The 23650-nt window shown below is 32.1% G+C and carries 30 protein-coding genes, 1 tRNA gene and 1 other RNA gene; 14 read left to right on the top strand and 18 right to left on the bottom strand.

What is annotated here, in order from left to right:
- Positions 1–11: 11 nt before the first annotated feature.
- From KO361_03555 to KO361_03535, 5 genes are read right to left on the bottom strand one after another with little or no spacing between them, the layout of a single operon-like run.
- A complete protein-coding gene (locus KO361_03555) occupies positions 12–647 on the bottom strand; it encodes a hypothetical protein (GenBank protein MCC7574642.1) in 636 nt (211 codons plus the stop codon).
- A gap of 55 nt (positions 648–702) precedes the next feature.
- Positions 703–1674: a nicotinamide-nucleotide amidohydrolase family protein gene (locus tag KO361_03550; protein ID MCC7574641.1), complete on the bottom strand. Its 972-nt coding sequence runs from the start codon at positions 1672–1674 to the stop codon at positions 703–705.
- Positions 1675–1693: 19 nt separating this feature from the next.
- Complete coding sequence (locus KO361_03545; protein MCC7574640.1) at positions 1694–2167, bottom strand: TIGR00270 family protein; 474 nt, start codon at positions 2165–2167, stop codon at positions 1694–1696.
- Positions 2168–2188: 21 nt separating this feature from the next.
- Entirely contained in the window at positions 2189–2896 is a 708-nt protein-coding gene (locus KO361_03540; GenBank protein ID MCC7574639.1) for a P-loop NTPase, read from the bottom strand.
- An 18-nt stretch (positions 2897–2914) separates the two neighbouring features.
- Complete coding sequence (locus KO361_03535; GenBank protein MCC7574638.1) at positions 2915–3349, bottom strand: hypothetical protein; 435 nt, start codon at positions 3347–3349, stop codon at positions 2915–2917.
- A gap of 84 nt (positions 3350–3433) precedes the next feature.
- Here KO361_03535 and KO361_03530 point away from each other — a divergent pair, with 84 nt between their 5' ends.
- From KO361_03530 to KO361_03520, 3 genes are all read left to right on the top strand, one after another.
- On the top strand, positions 3434–4390 hold the full coding sequence (locus KO361_03530) for a hypothetical protein (GenBank protein ID MCC7574637.1): 957 nt from the start codon (positions 3434–3436) through the stop codon (positions 4388–4390).
- 150 nt (positions 4391–4540) lie between these two features.
- Positions 4541–4966, top strand: coding sequence for a peptidylprolyl isomerase (locus KO361_03525; GenBank protein ID MCC7574636.1), 426 nt, complete (start codon positions 4541–4543; stop codon positions 4964–4966).
- A 14-nt stretch (positions 4967–4980) separates the two neighbouring features.
- Positions 4981–5526, top strand: coding sequence for a VTT domain-containing protein (locus KO361_03520; protein MCC7574635.1), 546 nt, complete (start codon positions 4981–4983; stop codon positions 5524–5526).
- Between the two features lies 1 nt (position 5527).
- Here the strand turns inward: KO361_03520 and KO361_03515 are convergent, their stop codons facing one another.
- A complete protein-coding gene (locus tag KO361_03515) occupies positions 5528–6715 on the bottom strand; it encodes a redox-regulated ATPase YchF (GenBank protein ID MCC7574634.1) in 1188 nt (395 codons plus the stop codon).
- A gap of 122 nt (positions 6716–6837) precedes the next feature.
- On the opposite strand from KO361_03515, the gene KO361_03510 reads away from it, so the two are divergent.
- From KO361_03510 to rnhB, 5 genes are all read left to right on the top strand, one after another.
- The gene (locus tag KO361_03510; protein ID MCC7574633.1) at positions 6838–7701 is read left to right on the top strand and encodes a M23 family metallopeptidase; all 864 of its coding nucleotides are present in this window, start codon (positions 6838–6840) and stop codon (positions 7699–7701) included.
- A gap of 61 nt (positions 7702–7762) precedes the next feature.
- Positions 7763–8248, top strand: coding sequence for a hypothetical protein (locus KO361_03505; GenBank protein MCC7574632.1), 486 nt, complete (start codon positions 7763–7765; stop codon positions 8246–8248).
- Complete coding sequence (locus KO361_03500) at positions 8229–8696, top strand: hypothetical protein (protein MCC7574631.1); 468 nt, start codon at positions 8229–8231, stop codon at positions 8694–8696. The genes KO361_03505 and KO361_03500 overlap by 20 nt, the downstream gene beginning before the upstream one ends.
- Before the next feature lie 7 nt (positions 8697–8703).
- Complete coding sequence (locus KO361_03495; protein MCC7574630.1) at positions 8704–9636, top strand: tRNA-dihydrouridine synthase; 933 nt, start codon at positions 8704–8706, stop codon at positions 9634–9636.
- Positions 9633–10289 (top strand): ribonuclease HII, encoded by a 657-nt coding sequence (rnhB, locus tag KO361_03490; GenBank protein ID MCC7574629.1) that lies wholly within the window; start codon positions 9633–9635, stop codon positions 10287–10289. Before KO361_03495 ends, rnhB begins: the two co-directional genes overlap by 4 nt.
- Positions 10290–10299: 10 nt before the next feature.
- Here the strand turns inward: rnhB and KO361_03485 are convergent, their stop codons facing one another.
- Together KO361_03485 and smc are read right to left on the bottom strand one after the other, a co-directional pair.
- Complete coding sequence (locus KO361_03485) at positions 10300–10491, bottom strand: hypothetical protein (GenBank protein ID MCC7574628.1); 192 nt, start codon at positions 10489–10491, stop codon at positions 10300–10302.
- Between the two features lies 1 nt (position 10492).
- Positions 10493–13978: a chromosome segregation protein SMC gene (gene smc, locus KO361_03480; protein ID MCC7574627.1), complete on the bottom strand. Its 3486-nt coding sequence runs from the start codon at positions 13976–13978 to the stop codon at positions 10493–10495.
- Positions 13979–14117: 139 nt separating this feature from the next.
- On the opposite strand from smc, the gene KO361_03475 reads away from it, so the two are divergent.
- The 3 genes from KO361_03475 (at position 14118) to KO361_03465 (ending at position 15012) form a co-directional block, all read left to right on the top strand.
- A tRNA-Lys gene (locus KO361_03475) sits at positions 14118–14223 on the top strand.
- Between the two features lie 257 nt (positions 14224–14480).
- Positions 14481–14639 (top strand): preprotein translocase subunit Sec61beta, encoded by a 159-nt coding sequence (locus KO361_03470; GenBank protein MCC7574626.1) that lies wholly within the window; start codon positions 14481–14483, stop codon positions 14637–14639.
- Between the two features lie 25 nt (positions 14640–14664).
- A complete protein-coding gene (locus KO361_03465) occupies positions 14665–15012 on the top strand; it encodes a nascent polypeptide-associated complex protein (GenBank protein MCC7574625.1) in 348 nt (115 codons plus the stop codon).
- An 8-nt stretch (positions 15013–15020) separates the two neighbouring features.
- Here the strand turns inward: KO361_03465 and KO361_03460 are convergent, their stop codons facing one another.
- The 4 genes from KO361_03460 to amrS all read right to left on the bottom strand — a co-directional run bounded on the left by KO361_03460 (position 15021) and on the right by amrS (position 18007).
- Positions 15021–16061: a helix-turn-helix transcriptional regulator gene (locus tag KO361_03460; protein ID MCC7574624.1), complete on the bottom strand. Its 1041-nt coding sequence runs from the start codon at positions 16059–16061 to the stop codon at positions 15021–15023.
- A 64-nt stretch (positions 16062–16125) separates the two neighbouring features.
- Positions 16126–16392, bottom strand: coding sequence for a PRC-barrel domain-containing protein (locus KO361_03455; GenBank protein ID MCC7574623.1), 267 nt, complete (start codon positions 16390–16392; stop codon positions 16126–16128).
- Between the two features lie 85 nt (positions 16393–16477).
- Positions 16478–17020 (bottom strand): AmmeMemoRadiSam system protein A, encoded by a 543-nt coding sequence (gene amrA, locus KO361_03450; protein MCC7574622.1) that lies wholly within the window; start codon positions 17018–17020, stop codon positions 16478–16480.
- The gene (amrS, locus tag KO361_03445; GenBank protein MCC7574621.1) at positions 17021–18007 is read right to left on the bottom strand and encodes an AmmeMemoRadiSam system radical SAM enzyme; all 987 of its coding nucleotides are present in this window, start codon (positions 18005–18007) and stop codon (positions 17021–17023) included.
- Between the two features lie 105 nt (positions 18008–18112).
- Here amrS and amrB point away from each other — a divergent pair, with 105 nt between their 5' ends.
- Positions 18113–18868: an AmmeMemoRadiSam system protein B gene (gene amrB / locus KO361_03440; protein MCC7574620.1), complete on the top strand. Its 756-nt coding sequence runs from the start codon at positions 18113–18115 to the stop codon at positions 18866–18868.
- Between the two features lie 10 nt (positions 18869–18878).
- Here amrB and gap read toward each other — a convergent pair whose 3' ends face one another.
- Complete coding sequence (gene gap / locus KO361_03435) at positions 18879–19955, bottom strand: type I glyceraldehyde-3-phosphate dehydrogenase (GenBank protein ID MCC7574619.1); 1077 nt, start codon at positions 19953–19955, stop codon at positions 18879–18881.
- A gap of 167 nt (positions 19956–20122) precedes the next feature.
- On the opposite strand from gap, the gene KO361_03430 reads away from it, so the two are divergent.
- Positions 20123–20386: a DUF1653 domain-containing protein gene (locus KO361_03430; protein MCC7574618.1), complete on the top strand. Its 264-nt coding sequence runs from the start codon at positions 20123–20125 to the stop codon at positions 20384–20386.
- A gap of 30 nt (positions 20387–20416) precedes the next feature.
- Here the strand turns inward: KO361_03430 and rnz are convergent, their stop codons facing one another.
- A complete protein-coding gene (gene rnz / locus KO361_03425) occupies positions 20417–21319 on the bottom strand; it encodes a ribonuclease Z (protein MCC7574617.1) in 903 nt (300 codons plus the stop codon).
- A 49-nt stretch (positions 21320–21368) separates the two neighbouring features.
- Complete coding sequence (locus KO361_03420; GenBank protein ID MCC7574616.1) at positions 21369–21830, bottom strand: hypothetical protein; 462 nt, start codon at positions 21828–21830, stop codon at positions 21369–21371.
- 116 nt (positions 21831–21946) lie between these two features.
- On the opposite strand from KO361_03420, the gene ffs reads away from it, so the two are divergent.
- Positions 21947–22221, top strand: an RNA gene (ffs, locus tag KO361_03415) — signal recognition particle sRNA.
- A 2-nt stretch (positions 22222–22223) separates the two neighbouring features.
- Here the strand turns inward: ffs and KO361_03410 are convergent.
- The 3 genes from KO361_03410 to KO361_03400 all read right to left on the bottom strand — a co-directional run bounded on the left by KO361_03410 (position 22224) and on the right by KO361_03400 (position 23650).
- Positions 22224–22949 (bottom strand): hypothetical protein, encoded by a 726-nt coding sequence (locus KO361_03410; GenBank protein ID MCC7574615.1) that lies wholly within the window; start codon positions 22947–22949, stop codon positions 22224–22226.
- 98 nt (positions 22950–23047) lie between these two features.
- Positions 23048–23242 (bottom strand): DNA-directed RNA polymerase subunit N, encoded by a 195-nt coding sequence (locus tag KO361_03405; GenBank protein MCC7574614.1) that lies wholly within the window; start codon positions 23240–23242, stop codon positions 23048–23050.
- A 6-nt stretch (positions 23243–23248) separates the two neighbouring features.
- The gene (locus KO361_03400) at positions 23249–23650 is read right to left on the bottom strand and encodes a 30S ribosomal protein S9 (protein MCC7574613.1); all 402 of its coding nucleotides are present in this window, start codon (positions 23648–23650) and stop codon (positions 23249–23251) included.

Genomic DNA, 23650 nt, shown 5'->3' with positions numbered 1-23650 from the left:
ACCTCTCTTTTTTAATTTAATAAACTTAACAAAGCCTTTTCAGGATCTTCATTATCACTTATGTACGAACCTGAATTAATATAATCAGCACCTGCTTTAAATAATTTACTGGAATTACCAGGATTAACTCCGCCATCAACTTGCACCTTAGCAGAAGGATTAACACTCTTAATAAACTTAATCCTAGAAAAAGTCGAAGGAATAAGACTTTGTTTTTCCTTACCAGGATGAACACCCATAACTAAAAAGAAATCAAAACCTCTAACTAATTCCTTAGATAAAACAGTCCCAGGATTAACAGCAAGAACAGGCCTAATTTTTTGTTTCTTTAATTTATTAAAAAAAATCAAAGCATCATTTTTATCCTCAAAAGATTCCAAGTGAAAAATTATTTTCTTAAAACCCTTACTTCTAATTTTAGTCCAAAACTTTTCAGGATCACTAACCATTAAGTGAGCTTCAAAAATATTACTGAACTTAGAAAGAACAGGAACGTGTCTTGGAAGCACGGATTTAGAAGAAACAAAAGAACCATCCATGAAATCAACTTGTAAATTCTTAGAAACCTTTAATAAAGAATCCAACCTAGAACAAAACTCTTTCTTATTATGAGAAAAAACTGTGGGAATAACACTTGATCTACGCAACTAATTCACCTAATAACAAAAAAGAAAAGAAGAATATAAAAACATTACTAAAAAATTACTCGAACAAATCCTTTCTTAACAATTCATAAATTAATTTCACAGCTTCAGAAGACGCCTTATCAATTATCTTATTTCTGTCTTTAAACTTAAAAAAAAATTCTTTAACAAAAGCCTCGCGCTTATTCGCAACAGCAATAAAAACCTTACCCGACTCCTTATCAGAAGGATCAGCGTAACCAGTAGTACCCACGGCGTAATCAGAATCAAATAATTGAAGAGCACCAAGAGCCATCTCAACCGCGGTTTCCTCACTAACAACACCTTTTTTCAAAATAGTTCTTTCATTAACACCAAGAACACTTTTTTTAATCTTAGGAGAATAAGCAACAACCCCTCCCTTAAAAAAATTAGAAGAACCAGAATAACTAATCAAAGCCCTACTAATAGCCCCACCAGTACAACTCTCAGCTGTACTAATAGTTAATTTATTAGTATTAAGCAAATAATGAACTTTCTTCCTAGAATCATGCATCTCCTTTAAACGATCAAAAGCACTAATAATCTTAAGATAATTAAAAACAGCCAAAGGCAAACCCTTCCTACTCTTAGAATTAAGAAGATTCATCCTTATATCTTTAGCCTTAATACCTTTAATCCTATCAAAACGCTCATCATATTCATGAAGCTCAACATCTTCTTTCCTAAAAAGTTTTTTAACCCAAGGATTACCCGTGAACAAAACATCGAACTTGCCCGCTTTCTTCTTAACGATACTAACCCATTCAGCATCATCAGGAACATCCGGAACAAAAAAAACTTCGTAATTAACAACACCTATTTCATCAAGGCTTCTACGAATCATCTCCACGCGCTCATCAACAGTGAAAGGATCATCACGCTGATGCGCCTTATGAATAGACCCAATAATTATTTTAACAAAGAAACCCTTATGATGATACTTCTTAATAATAGCAAGATGACCAGAATGAAACGGCTGAAACCTCCCAATAATAAGCATGTACCTCATAAAAAATCACTAAACACAATTATTTCTTCTTCCTAGTTTTAAACTGAATCAAATCACCAAGAGTGACAGGACCTTGATCCTTCAAAGATTGCTGACCCGAAACAGATTCCTTATAATTTTCTAATAATATTAAACCAAGACGCTTTTCAAGCTTCTCAGCCACCTTAAAACTAGGCTCAATTTTCTTATTTTCTATTTGCTGAATCAAAGACTCTTTCTCATTAATAGACTTTGCAAGATCCTCCTGTTTCAACCCAAGCTTTTCACGCTTATTCTTAATCAAAGAATTATAATTATCAACAACTAAAATAACAGGTTCATCAGCCTTAACAAATTTTTTAGATTCACGAAAATTAATAACAGGTTCATCATTAACAACCACTTTATTAATTTTCTTACCATAAACAGCGCACTTATCACACGCAACTAATTTAGAACCTTCCATTTCAACATTAAAAAGCTCTCCTTTACTACCACAAATATCACAATTCATAACTAACCCCCCCAAAAAAAATTAGTTCTTAATACTAAGCCTCTTAGCCAAATCACGATACTGCTTAGCAATCTTCTTACCTGGAAACATATAAACATAAGGCTTCTTCTCATGCATAGACCTAAAAAACCTAAAATCCTCAGGGATAACACTAAGCGCAGGCATACCTAAGAAACTCTGAATGTCTTCCTTATGAACAAAATACTTACCCTCTTTGTACTTATTAACAACCAAACCAGTAATTATCTTATTCATCTTCTTAGCCAAATCAAGAACTCTCTTTGATTCCATCAAAGAAGCACGATCAGGACCCGTAACAATAAAGACTTCATCACAAAGCCTTAACAACTGAGACGTATTATGACTAAGACCTGCAGAACCATCAACTATTATGTAATCAGCAAATAAATGCAAATCTTGCAAGTGCTTAAACAAAGAATCATAATTAACATTATTAGAATAAATAGAAAAATCAGCAGGAATAATCTTTAAACCAGATTCGTGCTCGTGAATTGCTTTAATCAACGCTTTATTATCATGCATGACGTCATGAAGAGTAACAGGATAAAACGCTTCACCAAGATGAAAACCAAGAGAAGGAGAATCAAAATTACCATCAATAACAATAACATCCTCACCTTCATTAACCAAAGACAAACCAAGATTAATCGCGTGAGTCGTTCTACCAACTCCTCCTTTTCCACCAAGCACAGCTATGAATTTAGCCATAAATAACCTCTTAAAACCTCAATACAAAGTGTAACCAGCATCAATACCAGTCACATTATTAATATCTTCAACAACGACTTCTTCCTTTTTTAAATAATCACAACCTTCAAAACAACTAACAGATGAAGTAACACCATCAATCTTGAAAGTAACATGATTAACAGTACCAGTTCTTATATTAGTAAATAAAATTTCGGAGTGCCAATCACCCCCTACTTTATAAGTATTAACCCTGCTATGCCTAGAACCTAGAGCCGAAGCATAAGCCGCGGAATAAGTATCAACAGCTGTTTCAGCTTGCCTCTGCAAAATCTTAGGCTCCACAACCAAAGGACACTTATCTTCATCGCGCTCAACAGAACCATCATAACAAACATATTTAGTACAACCACTAATAAGAAGCATAGCAAAAACCAAAATTAACAAATAAGTCTTAGTCAACAATCTCACCATGAAATAAATACAATATTCTTCTTTTTAAATATTTTACGACAAAAATGAATAATAATATAAATAAAGCAACAAGAAACAAGAATTATGAAGCATTCACAACAAGTACTAATAATATTCATGGTTTTATTCTTAGTATCACAAATAATAGGCTTGCTAATAGTTAATCAAGGATCAGAAGTCATAAAAATAGTAAATGAAGAAACAAAAGAAATAGAAAAAACAGAAGTGATATTTAGCAACACAACAGTAGGAGAAAGACCTGAAATAGAAGGCTCAGAAACAATTATAACAATAATACTAGGTGTGACAATAGGAACAATACTTCTTCTTCTACTATCAAAGTTTAAAAAAGTCAAATGGTGGAAGCACTGGTTTTTCTTCGCTACAATAATAACTATGAGCATATCCCTAGGAGTTATGTTTAATCATTTCGTTGCGTGGATCATAGCAATAATACTAGGCGCTTGGAAAATATACAAACCTAATTTCTTAATACATAACTTCACAGAATTATTTGTTTATCCAGGAATCGCTTTATTATTAGTTCCATTATTAAACGTTTTTTATGCATTCACATTACTAATAATAGTCAGCGCGTACGATGCTTACGCCGTTTGGAAAAGTAAACACATGATAACCATGGCGAAATTCGCGAAAGACGCGAACTTATTTCCAGGACTAGCACTTTCTTACAATGTCAAAACAGGAAAAATAAACAAAAAAACTGAAACAAACAAAAAATCAAATAAAAAAATTATGAAACAAACAAAAAAAGAAATAAGAATAGGCATACTAGGAGGAGGAGACTTAGCATTTCCCTTAATATTTGCTTCAACTTTCTTAGTTTTTATGCTACAACAAGGTTATTCAAGCGCGACAGCGATTGCTTATTCACTAATAATATCTGGCTTCGCAGGAGCATCACTTTTATTATTGTTTTTGTACGGAAAAAAAGACAAATATTATCCTGCTATGCCTTTCATAAGCGCAGGATGTTTCATAGGATACTTAGTAGCAGTTTTGCTAATTAACATTTTTTAAACATTTTAAAAAAATTAAAATAATAATGCTTTTTAAGACAAAAAACTTATAAAAAAAGCCATATTTTGGTTAAAAAAGGACAAAAAGATTCTTATTCTAAAAAAAAAAAATTTAGAAGTGAGAATAATTGTTCGGGGAGATGAAACAAAAATGGAAGTAAAAAAAGGAAATAAAATCAAGATACACTACACAGGAACATTAGATAATGGACAAGTATTTGATTCCTCAGAAGGAAGAGAACCATTAGAATTCGAAGCAGGAAGTGGAAAAGTAATCAAAGGATTCGACGCGGCAGTAATAGGTATGAAAAAAGATGAAGAAAAAGAAATAACAATAAAACCTGAAGATGCGTACGGAGAAAGAAATGAAGAATTAAAACAAAAAATACCAAGAGAAAAAATGAATATTCCTGGAGAAATAAAACCAGGAATGACTTTAGCAGTTACCGCGCCTGACGGACAACAATTCCCAGTAGTAGTTGCAGGCGTAGAAGAAGAAAACATAATAATAGATTTAAACCATCCTTTAGCAGGACAAAATTTAACGTTTAAAATAAAAGTTATTGATATACAATAAAAGAAGTAAACAACATGTTACAAAGATTAAAGTATTTGTTAAAAAAATATTATCCTTTGCTCATAATTAGCATAGGCATAATGATAGGAATAACACTTGTGACTGTACCCTTAATGGATACTTTAGCAGATAACTTAACTCTTAAATACTTCATAGTCGTGCAATACATAGGATATCTTTTTTTTATTCTTTCTTTTGTAGAACTAATGTTTATAAAGTTCATAATGGCAGGGTTTGACCCTTTAACAATATGTTTCTTCGCAGTAACGATGGCTCTATTAGCACAAACAACTGATTACTTCATAGGATACATATTTAGCAATAAAGTAACAAAGAAAATAATAGGACAAAAAAAATACGAAAAATCAAAATATAAAATAGAGAAATATGGTGACTTAACAATCTTCGTGTTTAACGTATTACCCTTATCATCACCTTTACTAGTAACAGTTGCTGGAATGCTAAGATATAAATTCAAAAAAGTACTAATATATTCATTCTTAGGATTAACAATAAAATACGTAACAATTGCTTTATTCATAAAACACTTCGTGCTATGACTTATTTATGACTAATTATTTCTACTACGTCACCAAAACTAAGAACATGCTCTTTACCAACAGTCCTCTTAGTCTTAACATCGATGGCACGAATAAAATTCTTTCCAAAATCACTATGAATCTTAAAAGCAAAATCAAGCGCGGTACTACCTTTCTTTAAAAGAAAACAATCAGGCAAAACATTACCATGCTGATCCTCTAATTTATTAACGCCGCCTGGAAAAATAGGAATATATTCTAAAACATCAAAAACAGCTTTATTAAGCGCGTCCTGAACACCAGTACCATGAATAAGCACATTATCCTTAATAAAATCCAAAGCTTTCTTTTGCTTATCACTTAAAGAACCAATAATTTCAAACTCCTTATTACCTGGAACATAATTAATCAATTTGTGTTTAGCAGCCTCCTTCAAAGCCAACTCTGATTCCGCGCTACAAGGAACAAAAAGAGTATCAGGAAAACGCTTTTTCAAAGATTCAAAATTATTTAATGCTCCTTTAACATCAATTTTATTAGCAGCCACAATCATAGGCTTCGTTTTTTTTCTAAGCTCAGACGCAAATAATAACAAATCATCCTCTGACCAAAACCGAAGTTTTTTATCAGCTAAATTAGTATCAACAATGATGCTTTTAATCATTTCTTCATCACTACCCAAACCCGAAAATTGCTTATTAAGCGCTTTATCAATTTCTTGATTAGTTTGAGTAACAGACCTAGAAAATTTATCCCATACTTTTTTTAGAATGCTTAAATACCAATAATCAAGTTCTTTTTCTAAAAATAAAACATCCTCTGCTGGATCACGAGAACCAGGAGGAACCGGCTCGCCTTTTTCATTAGTGGAACCTGAAACATCAATAACATGAATGAGTAAATCCGCTTGATTAAGATCATTTAAAAATTCAAGACCCATACCTTTACCTTCATGAGCTCCAGGAACAAGACCTGCAACGTCAATCATGTTAACAGGAACAAAACGCTTATGATTAATACAATAACCAACTCTAGGGTTACATTGCTTACTAAAAAAAGAATCCGCACAATCAATTTTAACAAACCCAATACCCGAATTAGGTTTAATAGTTGCGAAAGGATAATTAGCAATCTCAACATCTGCTAAAGTACTAGCCTTAAAAAAAGTACTTTTACCAACATTAGCTTTACCTACGACGCCTATAATCATGAGCAACAGTAACAAAGACTTTTTTAAATAATTATGCTTTAAAAAAAACACTTAAAACCTTCATGACTATTATAAAGTAGCAAAACATTTATATTTGTTTTTTTATTTTAAAAAAAAAATCAATGAAAAAACTCAAAAAAACCCTAAAAATAATAGCAATACCTTCAATTTTAACCTTGAACTTCATATTAAATAGTTATAACGCGAACAAATACGAATATTCAACAACGAGTAACGAAGTTTCTAAAGAACTAAAAACGCACAATTTAGAATCCGAAATTCATTCAGCACTGAACTATTTAAATATAAATGTATATGAAGATAATCAAAAAACAATAGGAACAAATTTCTACGACTTTTACAGATACATATACTCAGACATAGAAGATGACGCAGTACCTCCAAGATTTGAAGAAACACATAAAAAAACAAAAGAAGACATGAAAAGAGGTAAAGAAATAAGAAAAAAATTAGAACAAAAATACGATTTATTATTCGAACTAAATAACGTAAACATAAACAAAAATATTGAATGGCACGAAATGATACAAGGATATTACACAGCGCCAAGAAATAGTTATAGAAAAAGAGTTCATGAAGCCTTAGATTTATTCACAAAAGAAGGCAACAAAGTTTTAGCCCCATTTAACGGATTAATAATAGCGTCAGGAGATAATTGGGAAGGCCAATTTATAAGAAGAGAAATATCAGATTGGAACGGTAAAGGATTAACACCTAGAGCAGGAAACGCACTCATAATATACAACCCTCTAGAAAAAGGATACATGTTAATATCACATTTAGAAGAAAATATTCCTGTTAGCGCAGGACAAATAATATTCAAAGGTCAAATAATAGGAACTGTAGGAAATAGTGGTAGCGCATCAATACCCGGACACGGAAAACACATACATGTTGCATATAAATTACCAAACGAAGAAGGATTTCTAAGAGGAATAAATTTTTATGAAAGACTAAAAAAATAAAAAGTTTAATAAAAAAACACTACAAATATTTATATATACAGAAGAATTCACTTATAATCTAATGGAGAAACACCAGGAGCTTAGGGAACAAGCAAAAAGAAACATACAAGTCGCCGACCACATGATAACTATGAGCTACCCAATGTTTAAAGACCCTAAAATCTTAGTTTCAGCTGTTAAAACTTTACTAAAAGCAGGAGATAATGCAATAACGAGCATGCTAGAATATGAACGATTATTCAAAAGAATACCTATTTACCACGATTCTATTGATGTAAAAATTAATTTGTTCAAACAAAAAATTATGCCTTTGTACAAATTAAGCAATACCCACTTAAAATTATTAAATTCCTTAACAGATTTATCAAAAGCTCATAAAGAGAGTAGTGTGGAGTTTCCTAGAAAAGACAAATTCATAATGTGTTCTGAAACTTATGAAATGAGAACATTAACAATTGCTGATTTAAAATCATTAATAAAAGAAACAAAATTATTAGTAGAAGACACGTACAAGGTGACAAGTAAAAATGATAGAATCTTTAAGTGATGCAAAAGAAGAATTAAAAAGAGTAGACCATTTAATATATGTAAGTTTGAAATACACTAGAACAGCTGACGTATTCGTAAATACTATTAGTAGAATGATAGATGCTTACAATCACATGTTTGATGCACTAATAAAGTATTGTGTAGAAAACAAGATGACAAAAGAAGAAATGCCAGGCTCACCTATAGAGAAAGGAAACTTGATAAAAAGCATTTTCAAAGAAGATGAACAAATCATTGATAACGTGAATTTATATTTCTTATTAAGAAAAATATTTCGCGCGAAGATACATGAAAAAACTCAAGAATATAGACGACACGTAACGATGAAAGTCATGGTTGATGGAAGAGAAGAAATAATAAACATAGACATCATAACTAATTATTATTTTTTTCAAAATGATTTATTTAACAGAATAAAAAACATGATAATACCTCCTGAAGATTAAAAAAAAGATGTTTAATAAACCAAGAAAACAAGTATTCTTAGCGCCACTAGCAGGAATAAATGATCCAGCATTCAGATTAATGTGTGAAGAACAAGGAGCAAACGCTACATTCACAGAATTAACAAGCATAGATTTTCTTTATTCTGAAAAACAAGAAGCTCTAAAAAAAATACTTAGAGCAAAAAAAGAAAAAAAAGTTGGTTTACAATTATTCGGAAAGAATCCTGAAAAAATAAAAGAAGCAATGAATTACACTGAAAACTTTGACTTCATAGATTTCAACGCGGGCTGTCCTGCTAATAACATAATAGGACAAGAAGCAGGAGCTGACTTGCTAAGTAAACCTGTTTTGTTAAAAAAAATGCTTCAAGAAATAATAAACAACACCAATAAACCAGTAACACTGAAGTATAGATTAGGAATAAATAAGAATAATGAGACTTATTTAAAAATAGGAAAAATGGCGGAAGACTTAGGTGTAAGCATGATTACGCTACACGCAAGATACGCTGATCAAGGATATTCAGGGATTGCTAATTGGGAAAAAATAAAGAATTTAAAAGAAAAAATTAACATTCCAGTAACAGGAAACGGAGATATTAACAAAGCAGAAAAAGCTAAAGACATGTTTAAAGAAACAAGTTGTGATCACGTAATGATAGGACGATGGGCGATGGGGAATCCTTGGTGCTTTAATCAAGTAAAAAGTTACTTAGAAAAAAATAGTTATTCAACAATAACCGAAACAAAGAAACTCAAAGGATTTCTTAAATACGTTAAAGAAGCAAAAAAATACGAAGTTCCCCTACCTAGAATAAGGATTCAAGCAATGCAATTCACCAAAGGAATAAAAAAAGGCGCAGAATTAAGAAAAAACATAGCGACATCAAAAGAAGAAGAACAAATAATAAATACTATAACTGATTTTTTAATAAAATGATAATAGCAGGCGTAGAAGAAGCAGGAAGAGGCCCAGTAATAGGCCCGATGGTTATGACTATATGCGCAATAGAAGAAGAAAAAATACCTGAACTAAAAAGAATAGGTGTAAAAGATTCAAAATTAATAACACCTAGTAACAGAAAAATAATTCTTGAAAAAATAAAAAACATGTGTTATCACGAAACAATAATCATAGAACCTGGAGAAATAGATGATGCCTTAAACAACGAAGAAATGAACCTTAACAAATTAGAAGGAGTAACCTCTGCTAACCTAATAAACGAATTACAAAAAAAAATAACGATAAACAAAACAATACTAGATTGCCCCTCAAACAACATAAAAGCATACAAAGAATACGTATCAGAAAGAATAAAAAACAAAACAGAAATAATAGCAGAACACAAAGCTGATCTTAATCATGTAATCGTAGGAGCTGCGAGCATAATCGCAAAAGTAACAAGAGACGAAATCATCGAAGAAATAAAAAAACAAAACAACATAGAATTTGGAAGCGGATACCCCAGTGACCCAAGAACTATTGATTTCTTAAAAAAAAACTGGAACAAATACGACTTCTTCAGAAAAACATGGAGCACATACAAAAAAGTAGCAATGAACAAAACACAAAAAGCACTAAACGAATACTAAAAAAAGAGAATTATTTACCACGAACTTTTTCATCATTGCTTTTCTTAATTTTTTCTTGATCCTTTTCTAATTTCATAAATTCTTCATTCATACGCTTCGCTTTTTGCAAAGCCTTCTTATTAATAAAATAAATAACAAGAAGAATAGCACCAATAGAAAAAACAGCAGCCACAATTTTTATAATTAATTCCTCAAACAACATTTTAAATCTTCAAACTCGTAATTTTACTTTCGCCGTGCTCATTCATACTAATACCAAAAAGCGTATCCGCTTCACTAATCACAGCATCATTATGACTAATCATGATGTACTGAGCCCTATCACTATACTGCTTAACAAGCTTTGCTAAACGCTCAGAATTCTTCTTATCAAGCGCAGCATCCACCTCGTCCAAGATGTAAAAAGCCGCAGGATCATGCTCCTGAACCGCGAACAAAAACGCTAACGCAGTCAAAGTCTTCTCACCACCACTCAAACTACGAATATCCATGTACTTCTTACCAGACAACTTAACCTTGATATTAAGACCTCCATCAAAAACAGATTTTGGAGTTTCCAAATCAAGAGTCGCCTCACCCTTAGTAGAAAGCGTATTAAATATTTCCTTAAAATTATGATTAACAACCTCATAAGTCTTCATGAATAATTCTTTCTTCTTACTATCAACCTCGTTAATCATAACCAAAACATCCTCTTTCTCCAAGCGAAGCTTTTCTTTCTTCTCATTAAGCTTCTTATACTCAACCTCAACAGAATCATAAATCTCAAGAGCACGCATATTAACAGAACCAAAATCATTAATCATAACTTCAAAATCCTTAATCTCTTTCCTAATAACATCCAAAGACTTATCCTTATACGGACTAATACCCTCATACAATTTTGCTTCCTCACGAAGACCAGCAAGCTCAGCCTTCAAACGAGCATTATCAATATTATTAACATTAATCTTCTGCTCACGCTCCCTAACATAATCATTCTCCTTCAAAATACTATTCTCAAACTTATTAACATCATCACTCAAAGCATTACGCTTATTAAACAAATCCTTAAACTGAGCATAAAACTTCTTTTCCTTCTCCTCTTTAACACTAAGATCCTTCTCCTGCGACTTAATCAAAGAAGACAATTCCTTCTTCTCATCAACAAAACCCTTCTCCTCCTTATCAAGTTGCTTAAAAATCTTAGAAATGTTCTCCTTCTCAGGACCAAGAATACTACTAATCTGAGAATCAGAACCTTTAATGTCTAATCTCAAACCAAGAATTTGCTCCTTCAACTCAGACTTCTTCTGCTCATAACTAGTAAGCTCAGCCAACAAAGCAGGATTCCTCAACTGATTAATCTGATCACGAAGCTTCTGCTTCTCAATCTTAGCACGAGCAAGCTCAGAATTAATTTTACTAATCTCAGAAGAAACCTTTTCATACTGCTCATCAAACTTCTTAAGCTCAATATTAAGAGAACTCTTCAAATCCTTATCAGCATCCAAATCATCTGATTCAAGCCTTAAAGACTTCTCAGACTTAATGATGTCACCCTCAAGATTAGCCTTAAATTCACGTAAACGACTAATCAACTCATCATTATCCCTACGCTTCTGAGACAACCTAGCATTAACAGATTCTAAATCACTAATCTCAGATTGCAAACGAATAATTTCCTCCCTAGTCTCCTTCTCAACAAAACCCGCTTGCTTAGACCTAAACCTATGACCACCTTGCATCGCGCCACTAACATCAACCAAGTCACCAGACATAGTAACCATGCGATTACCACCAATACCTAATCTACGAGCAGCACTAATATCCTCCACTACCAAAGTATTACCAAAAACGAACTGAAAAGCCTTCTCAAACTTCTTATCAAAAGAAACCAAATCCAAAGCCAAACCAACAACACCAGAAGACTTAAGCTTCCTCAAAGAATCATTAATCTCAGGCGCCTTAATCTTATTAAGAGGAATAAAAGTAGCAACACCCACTTGGGACTTCTTAAGATGAGCAATACACTTAGCAGCAGTCTCATCAGTATCAACAACCACGCTATTAATCCTAGCGCCTGAAGCTATTTCCAAAGCCAAAGAATATTTAGAAGAAACATTACCAAGCTCAGAAATCACACCATAAACACCTTTAAGATTAAGATCAAGAACCGCCTTAATAGCCTGACCACCCGCGGTTTGTTCTCTAAGCGCAGCAGTCCTAGCCTCAAGCTTAGCAAGATCCTCTTTCCTAACCAATAACTTAGAATGAGCATTAGACAACTGAGCAACAATAGAAGAATCCTCAGACAAAGCCTGATTAAGCTCAGAAGCAGTCTTCTTAAAATCAAGCTTCATCTTCTTCAAAGCATCAAGAGCATCCCTATGCTCCTTCTTAACAGATAACAACTTACTAATTTTTTCATCAATAGAAGAAAGCTTAGACTCAACCCTGTCCTTCTCACGAACAACAACTTGTTGCTCCTCCCTAAGCTTATTAACTTGCTCTTGCAAAGACTCAATAGTCTTATCAGCATCCTCTATGCTCTTATCAATCTCAGAAGCATTCTCCAACTTATTCTTCTTACGAAACTCCTCAATTTTCTTATCAATCCTATCAATCTCAGCTTCCTTAGAACTAATCAAAGCCTCAGCATCCTTCTTAGCCTTATCAAGAATTTTTAATTTACTCTCAACATCCTTAAAACTAGCAGATAAATCCGAGCGCCTAACACTAATCTTCTCAATCTCAGCATCAACACTCTGAACCCTTTGTTTATTCAAAGCCAAATCAACCTTGAGCTTCTCAACCTCTTTATGAAGAGCAACCTGCTCCTTCTCACCCTTCTCCTCGATTTCTAAATTAATATCATCAATCTTCTTCTTACACTCATCAATTTTCTCCCTGAACTTCTGAACCTTACCCTCAGAAACCTTTATTTCAGAAGATAACTTGCTAATTAAATTATCAATATCCTTAGATTGTTTATCCTTCACAGATATCTCAGAAAAAATAATCGTAGCCTTATTTCTCTTAATCTTTTCATCCAACTCCCTAAACTTCAAAGCCTTATCCCTATCTTGCTTTAACTCTTTAAGATGAGCCTTTCTCTCAGAAAGAATAATCTCAGCTTCATTCATTTTATCCTCAACGCGTTGCAATTCACGAAGAGCCTTCTGCTTCTTCTGCTCATAAACACTAATGCCCGCGATTTCCTCAACTATTTGACGACGCTCAACACTAGACATCTCAACTAAACGAACAATGTCACCCTGCAAAATAATGTTATAACCATCAGGATTAATCCTTGCACGACTCAACAAATCAAGAATCTGATTCCTAGTAACAACTTTATCATTAAGCTTATACACTGATTGACCACTACCACGAACAATCCTAGTAATCTTCACAACATCAAACTCTTTACCAAAAACATCACTAGAATTATCAAAGAAAATAGAAACTTCACCCTCCTTAGCAGGACTCTTAGACTTACCACCATTATAAATAAGATTAGCAGTTTTCTCAGCCCTAAGACCCTTCGCACCAGCCTTACCAAGAACGAAACACAACGCATCAAGAATATTAGATTTACCAGAACCATTAGGACCAAGAACACAATTAAAATCTTCACTAAAAGGCACTTCTGTTTTTTTAGCAAACGATTTAAAACCCCTCAACTCAATTTTAAGTATTCTAGTCATCTAAAAACACACCTACACAAAGAAGAAACACTAGTAAATAGTATTTAAATGTATTCATTTTTTAAGACCACGAGCAAGTAAAAAAAAAAAAACTAAAAAAACGAAGATATAAATAAGATGAACTAATCCTACAAAGCATGGGCTTGTAGCTCAACGGCTAGAGCATTCGGCTCTTAACCGAAAGGTTGCGGGTTCGAAAAAAATAACTAACTAAGAAGTTATAAACGAAAATCCCGTCAAGCCCATACTTTTAAACATTAAGCTTCAAATAATTTTCTTTACAAGAATCATTACAAAAAGACTTACCCTGAAACAAAACAGATTCAGCGACGGAAATAGCCTTTCCACAATTACCACATCTAACAACTGGAATCATGATAAAAAGAAAAGAACTCATCATATATAACTCTTTCCCATAACTCTTAATAATACAAAGAATTACTTTTAAAATAATAAAAAAACACCATAATGTTTTTAAACAAATAAACACTCACAAATCATTATGAGCAGAAAAGATAATAAAATAAACATGCCATCATCAGGCGCAGGACTAACAAGATATTTTGATGCGGCTTATTCAAAGATAATGATAACGCCGCAAACAACAATAATCATGATAATAATGTTAGTAGTTATTGTGCTAATATTATCCAATTTATAAAATTCTTAGGAAGGAAAAATAAAAAATGATACCTGGACTAAATCCTAAACAAATGCGACAAGCAATGAAACAAATGGGTATAAAACAAGATGATTTACCCGCAACAGAAGTAATAATAAAATTAAAAGACTCAGAAATAATAATAACAGACCCTTCAGTTCAAAGAATAGTTATGCAAGGACAGGAAAGTTTTCAAGTATCAGGAAACATACAAGAAAAAGAAATAGATAATACTCCTGACATAAGCGAGGAAGACATCGAAATGGTGATGTCACAAGCAAATTGCACAAAAGAAGAAGCAAAAGCAGCTATTGAGATTTGCGAAGGAGATTTAGCTCAAGCAATCATAGAGTTGAACGACGCAAAAGAATAAAAAAAAAATTATTTGTTACGAATTCTGCCTTCAACATGATTCTGAAACCTGTTAGCGAGCTTTAAAGTTACAGGACCAGGAAAATAAGAATCACCCCCTCCTGACAATGAGTGAGATACGACTTGCACAGGATAAAAATAAAAACCAACAACGTAATCATTCTCTAAAGACATAGCAGGTCTGCCCCTATTAACAAAAGTAACATCGTGATTACTATGAAGCTTGGAAAAAGATGTTTGCTCATCAAATAAATTATTACCCAGACCTTTACTCAACAAATCAAATTCAGGAAACCGAATTAAATCCTCCGATTCTCGTCTTAATTCTTCGATTATGTCTTGTTTAATAGGTTTTTTGTATTCAACTAAGACTTTGTTAAAATCATCACTGTAACTAGGAAAATCAAGATTAGGCTTTCTAGGACTTCGTCCTTCAACGAAACGTTTTCTCCAAGAAGAAGAATCAGTGCTTATAGATTTAACAGTGAGTGGAAGAAATTCGTCAACTACGAAGTAATTCATCACGCCATTAATTTTCTCATTCTTAATGAATCTGTAAGGACCTATATTTTCATGATGAAGAACAACGAAAGGATTCTTAAGATTCGCGAATTCATTAAATTCAGATTCTGAAGAAATACTAAGAAAAGGATTCATAGAAGCAACAGTGAAATAATTAGAAACATTAGTTAAAATAGTGCTAAGACGTCCTTTGACATGAATGGATTCATAAGAATAAGAAACTAATTCAGCTAATTGATTAAAAGAAACAGAGTCATAAAGATTTAAACGTTTCACAAATTCTTTGTTATTAGATAGAGTTTCAGAAGCAAAAAGTAAAGGTTGAACTCCTTTATTATCAACTAAATAATCACTTATTTCATTAAGAGGAACATTGTATTCTTTACTTATTTTAAGCAATAAGCTTCTAGAAGCAGGAACAAAACCATCAATTAACAACTCTAAGTATTCAGGAGAAATCCCTAATTTCTTCGCGTTTCCACCCTTAGGAAAATAAAGGCACTTCAATCTTTTAAAAGATTTAACCATTAAGCAATGAGAACATAACTAATGTATAATATTTACCTAAAAAAAAAATATTTAGAAAAAAAACTTAGTCATCATCAGGATTATAACTAGGAACCGCTGATTTACTAATAATCATTATATCCCCTATATTCTTAACGAGTTGATGAGGAACAATAACTCCTTTAGCTGATCCTAAGACCTTAGCCAAGAAAGAATTCTTAGTCGCACGAACTTTCCAACCAAAAATCTTGGTTTCAGTCACAATTACTTCTTCTACGTCTCCGAAGTAATCCCCAGTATCAGTAAAAACTCTCATATCATAAGTTTCAGTAATTCTTTTCATTTTAAGCATTTGAATACCACCTGCCTCTTTGGATAAAAATAATAGAGGAGTAATTAGTATATAAAGCTTTTGTTTCTTCACCCCTCAAAAAGTGTTACTCCGAAAATTTTTCAACACCATAAACAAATATGTCAGGATCGTCACGCCACGCATCACCATGAAGCCCCGCTTTAAGACTTAGATTTTTAAGGAACTCAATTTTGTCAGGAATCATCTCCCACACTTGTGGAAGAAACGTGGATTGATAAAAACCCTTCTTAAAAATAACGCCTTGACCAATCCTTAACTTATTTAATAAATCATTATAATCATCATAAATTAAAGGCACAGCGCTAGAAATAACTGATATTTCTATTTTTATCTTGTTGAATTCGGAACGAGACAAAGGCTTAAACCTAGAATCTTTAAAAGCTGCGTTAACCGCATTATTAATAACGTTCTTATACAAAGGCTCAAAAGGTTCTAAGTTCCCAATGCAACCACGAAGTTCACCATCTAAATTCAAAGTAACAAAGCAACAACCAATGCTTTTAAGATCGGAAGGAATCTTATCAGGAACAAAAGATTCACCATTAAAAACAGACTTAATAGATTTCCTAGCATAATTCAACAATAATTTTTTGTTCTTCTCATTCACTTAAAAAACACCTCTGATTATTTTTCCACAATCACACTCACCCTTATCAAAATTAATAATAATTCCTAAATCACTACGAATAATTAATTCTTTACCACAATTAAAACAAACAGTAACAGCGTCTTCACAAACATTACCTTTGTAAACAAAATTTAAACCTTTAGATTTGCCTATTCTAACAGCTTCATCAATAGAACTCAAAGAAGTTAAAGTTCTATTTGAAAATTTGTGCATAGGAAAAAAACGAGAAATATGCCAAGGAATATTAACATCAACAGAAGAAATAAAACCAGCCATTTTATTTAATTCATCAACAGAATCATTCATATCAGGAATTAACAAAGTCGTAACTTCCACCCATATTCCTTTATTATGAAAAAACTTAATAGAATCAAGAACTGGCTTCAAGGAAGCTTTGCAATTCTTTTTATAAAATTCATCATTAAATGATTTTAAATCAATATTCACAGCGTCAACTAATTCACAAAAAGCATTTAAAGATTCTTGAGAAAAAAAACCATTAGTTACTAAAACATTTTTTAATCCTTTTTTCTTAGCCAAACGAGCAGTATCCAAAACATATTCAGCAAAAACAGCAGGCTCATTATACGTATAAGAAATAGATTCGCAATTATTCTTCAAAGCTAAAGAAACAGCTTCTTCAGGACTAAGATTTTTCTTGAAAATGAAACTCTTAGGCATACTTATTTCAAAGTTTTGACAAAACCCGCATTTAAAATTACAACCTAGAGTTCCAAAAGAAAAAGTTAAAGAACCAGGTAAAAAATGATACAAAGGTTTCTTTTCTATTTTATCAACACCAACAGAAGCAGCAGAACCATACGCATCAAGAAACAAAACACCTTCTTTGTTACTTCTAATCAAGCATTTACCTTTTCCATTAATAGGAATAACGCATTTATGAGCACAAGCCAAACACTTAACTAAGCCATCATCTAGTTTTTCAAATAAGTATGCTTCCTTCATAAAAAAATCACTTAAACCTAATTAATTAAAGATTTATTTAAAAATTTCCTTTAAAAAAATAATATTTATAAACAACAAAAACAAAAACAACAAAATAAGAATAAAATGAATACAAGAAAATCAAGCGTTTCAGGAACTTTTTATAGTAACAATTCTTCAGAATTAGAAAATGAACTTAAGTACATAAAAGAATCAAAAGAAAAAATAAGAGCCACAGCCATAATAGTTCCTCACGCAGGATACATTTATTCAGGAAAAACTGCTGGGGAAGCATACAAATTAATAAGTCCTGAATTTGAAAAAATCATAATATTAGCACCTAACCATACTGTTTATACAAAAAAAGCAGTTTTAGACACGAATGATTACTGGGAAACGCCTTTAGGAAAAGTAAAAATTTGGAAACCGAAAATAAATAATGATGCCTTCTTAGAAAACGAAGTAGTTCACAAACAAGAACACGCAGTAGAAACACATCTGCCTTTTTTACAAGTAAAATTAAAAAAATTCGAAGTATTACCTATAATCATAGGAGATATAAACGAATTAGATCTTAACAAGATATTCAAAGAAATAATCAAGTTAATAGATAAAAGAACGTTACTAATAATAAGCACAGACCTTAGCCATTTCTTAACAGAAAGAGACGCAAAAGAAGTAGATAATGAAACCATTAACGACATACTTAATTTAAGAGATGTTAATCCAGAATATGCGTGCGGAGCCAATCCATTAAAAATAGGAAATAGAATTTTTAAAGAAATAAATAAAAAACCAAGATTACTAAAATATACGACTTCAGCAGAAACATCAAATAATAAAAACAACGTAGTAGGATATGCAAGCTTCATAATAGAATAAAAAAAAAAAATTATTTCTTAGAAATTATTTTTATTATATCAATCATTCTATGACTATAACCCACTTCGTTATCATACCAAGAAACTACTTTAACTAAAGTACCATCAATAACATTAGTGCTTAAAGCATCAAATATGCTAGAATGATGATTACCAATTATGTCAGAACTAACCAAAGGATCTTCAGAATACTGCAAAACCCCTCTTAATTCGTGTTGAGCAACGTTTCTAAACAAATTATTAATTTCTTCCTTAGTAACTTCTTTTCTAAGAACGCAACTAAAATCAGTTATTGAACCAGTAGGAACAGGAACACGAATAGCATTACCATCAAGTTTCCCTTTAAGATGCGGCACAACTTCACCTACTGCGCTAGCAGCACCCGTAGTAGTAGGAATAATATTAACAGCTGCACTCCTAGCTCTTCTCAAATCATTATGAGGCGCATCTAACAATCTTTGATCACCAGTATAAGCATGAATAGTAGTCATGAATCCACGTTCAACACCGAAGTTATCATCCAGTACTTTAACCAAAGGAGCTAAACAATTAGTAGTACAAGAAGCATTACTAACAATTAATTCCCCATTATAAAAATGTTCATTCACTCCCTTAACCATGGTAAAAATATCCTTGCCCGGAGCACTCAAAACAACTTTTTTTGCTCCAGCTTCCAAATGCATAGATGCTTTTTCTTTAGAAGTAAAAAAACCAGTACTTTCAACTACTACGTCAACATCATATTCTTTCCAAGGTAATTTAAAAGGATCACGTTCAGAAAAAACAGATATTTTGTTTCCGTTAACAATTATGTGATTATCATCAAAAGAAACATCTTCTTCGAATCTTCCTTGAGTAGAATCATGTTTTAATAAATGAGCCAAAGTCCTAGTGTCTGTTAAATCATTTATTGCAACGAAATCAATGCTAGGATCTTTGTATCCTGCACGAAAAACCATTCTACCTATTCTACCAAAACCATTTATAGCCACTTTTACCAAAGTAATCCCTCCGCGAACATAAAAGACTGCAAGACCACAGTCCTGCAAGTCACCTCTCTTTTTCCCCGACTCACGTCGCACGCACATAGTAGATTAATTACTTATTATATAAATATTTCTGAATAAAAAAAAATTAGTAAAAAAATTTATAAAAAGCTAATAAAAGAAAATGATGATGAACAAAATATCACTTCTGGATTCTAATCCTTACAAAAAGAAGGATGTAATGATTGGTTTAAGCAATTAAAAAAAATATGTTTATAACATTTACAACATGTTTAAAAGACTTGAAGAAAAATTATTTTAAGATTGAACGGAGGCGAAAAATAGTGGAAATAAAAAAAGGAAAATATCAACACTACAATGGTAATTATTACAACGTGATAGGCGTCGCTAGACACAGCGAGACTTTAGAAGAACTAGTTGTTTATCAAGCGTTGTATGAATCAGAGTTTGGTAAAGACCAATTATGGGTTAGGCCTAAAGAAATGTTTATGGAAACAGTAACTATTAACTGAGAAGAAGTTCCAAGATTTAAATTAGTAAAGTCATAATTTTATTTTCATGAAATCAAATGCGAGAACTGTCTCGGGAAAAACGTTTTTAGCTTGATCTAGTAAGTCATCTAAAGATTTGTATCTTTGAGAAAAATGTGTTAATATTAATTTCTTTGCGCCCGCATTACTCGCTATTAATGCTGCTTGTTCAGATGTTAAATGCATAAATTGTTCTGCTTTTTCTTCTTCTTTAGAAGCATATGTTGCTTCGCATATTAAAATGTCTGCTTCATTAGCTAATGATTGCGCGTTAGCATTAGAAGATGTATCAGCTATTATTGTTAATTTTTTTCCTTTCTTCACAACTGAAACATCATCAGGATTAATTATTTTATTATTAATTTTTACAGGTAAATTTTTTTGAATATTACCAAGTAAAGGTCCTTCTTCTAATCCTAAGCGTTTGGCTTTTTCAACGAGTATTCTTCTTTTATCTTTCTCTACAAATGAATATCCTAGACAAGGCGTGCTATGATTTAAAGGAGTTGATTCTAAATAATAATTTTCGTTTTCAAAAAAAACTTTTTTCTTAGTTATATCAAGTTCGTTTATTTCTATTTCTACAGCTAATTCGAACACGCAACTATTAAGTAAGTTATTCATGAATCTTTTTGTTCCTTTAGGACCATAAATTTCTAATTTAGACGCGTATTTAGAATTTCCCAAGGTTTGTATTAAACCTATTAATCCAGAAACGTGATCACCGTGCCAATGAGTTATTAATATTTTTTTTACTTTAGTCCTGTTTATTCCAGCGATGTTCATTTGGCGCTGTGTTCCTTCACCACAATCAAAAAGTATTCCTTCTCCGTTGTAATCTAAGTAAATGCTTTGCACGTTCCTATCTTTTGTGGGAACCATGCTACTTGTTCCTAAAATAGTTATGTTAATCATTATTTGTTAAAGAAATTGTTTTAGTATAAATAAGTTTTTGAATTATTGTTTAAAGATTGTGTCTTTTTAGTATTGATTCATTTCTTTCATAGAACTCATTAAATCTTACTAGTTTTTTATTAAAAGAATTCTTGTATGAATCTAACATTCTGTTAAATAATCTTGAAACTCTTGCATCGTCATAATTAGATATGTCTTGAGGTGTTTTTCCTTGTCCTCTGAATTTCGCGTATAAACGTCTTAGCACCATTTTTTTTTGTTCAGGAACAGTGTCAGCATATTTGTTTAATGTATTAAATTTTTTAAATGCTTCATCTGTTTCTATTCTTATATCTACGTATTCCCCTATGACTTTATCTTCTAGAGCTTCTATTTGTTTTGATGCATCAATTTGTTGGTTTTGAGATTGATATTTGTATGATTTTTGAGGTATGTCTCTATCGTAATGTTTAGGCGTTCTTTCAGGAAACAATCTTAGTTGTTCTGGTTCTTTAGATTTCTTATTATCCATATTAAATATTATAGTTAAACAAATATATAAATTTTTCGTTTTTTGCCACTTATAAGTAATTAAACGTTATTTGTTTCGAGGAGACCCAAATCATTTATAAATAAAGAAACACTACTAAAACTGCTAGTCCGGGGCGTTAGCCGTGCCTTGTAACCCAAAACCGGCTTCACGTGGGGGACGAAGCCGAGAAGGAGGTCTGCTTCAGCGAAGCAGTCTTCGAGGAACCGTCGATAACCTGTCCCTCTTGATCGACACTCCTGGGAACCTGGTCAGGTCAGGAATGAAGCAGCCATAACCTTGAGTGTTGGTGTTTGAGGGGTTGCAGGAAGGAGGAACCTTGAAGAACACACTGTTTCACTGATGTACGATCCACTTCTCGGCGCGCATTTCACCCTAAGAAAAATATTTAGAAACCCTATATTCTAATAATTTATCATGATAACCTTCCTTAAACCAACCAATAGGCTCAAGTATGTTTTCATTATCAAAACTAAAAGATACCCTAGGAATATTTTCAGGAACAAAACTACCAAGAAATAAAGAATTATGAGACCTAATCAAATCATTAAATTTCAAATTATAATCACCAGATAATTTATTATTAGGCATAAGTTCAATAGCAGTTTCAAACAAACCCCAAAGTTTTTCAGATACAATTTCTAAATTCTCAGGAGAAGAAATTCTTTTATAAATATCCCCTATAACTTTATCATTCGATAAAATCATCAAAGGCTGAGTAGACTCTATACGCGCCCACTCATTAACATGAAAAATAAAAGAATCATAAAAATTAGTTAAAACTTGAGCTTCTTCCAATTTAGAACTTAACTTTTCTTCAAACAACTCGTTTTTGAATTCTGAATCTTTACCATAACGAATCAAATCTATTTGTGATTGAAGCCTCATACAAGAAAGAAACAGACTTGTCTGAGATAAAACATGAGGCGCACCTCTAAAATAAAAATCAAGAGAATCATTAATTTCAGGAATAGATTTTCTGAATTTAAATTCATCCCTCCTTAAATTAAGATGATCTTTTATTTCATGATTAATTAAAACATAAAAATCATTCAAATTAAATAAATACTTTTTTAATTTTTTAATATCTTGTTCATCCATACAACTAAAGAATACAAAACAATATTTAAATTTTGTTGTTACTTGTTAGTAAATATTGTTTTTTTGTAAGTTGTGAAAAATAAAAGAAAAAAAAATAATTAATTCTTCTTAAACTGAGCAACAGTTTCCAATAAATCAACATGACCTAAAAAAACGCCACGACAACACATACGCTCAACACCCAAATCATCAAGAGCCTTCTTCTTAGTACCAGACTTAATCTTCTCCTGATACTGCTCCCATAAATGACCTATAGGTTTACCACAACTAAAACATCTAACTGGAATAATCATATTTGCTCACCTGTACGATTTTTGCCTCTTAGCCCTAGCTTTACCATGACTATTAGGCTTACGAGATTCTCTCCTACGAACATCAGCAACTAATAACTGACGATCATAATCCAAAAAAACCTGCCTTAAACTCTCATTGTAATCAGCCAAAGCCTTAGCAATAGCCAACCTAACAGCGTCCGCTTGACTAGTCATGCCACCACCATAAACATTCACACTAATAGATAATTTCTTAACAACATCACCAGCCAACAATAAAGGCTCCTGAATCCTAAGCTTAGCCATCCTAGGCTCATAAATATCTAAAGAAACATTGTTAATCTTAACCCAAGGCTTACCTTCTTTAATCGTAGCCCTAGCAATAGCCATCTTCCTTTTTCCACTCGCATTAATTATTTTTTTTGACAT

This window comes from Candidatus Woesearchaeota archaeon (assembly GCA_020854775.1).
Taxonomy (GTDB): Archaea; Nanobdellota; Nanobdellia; order Woesearchaeales; family 21-14-0-10-32-9; genus 21-14-0-10-32-9.
This window is presented reverse-complemented; position numbering and strand designations above follow the sequence as displayed.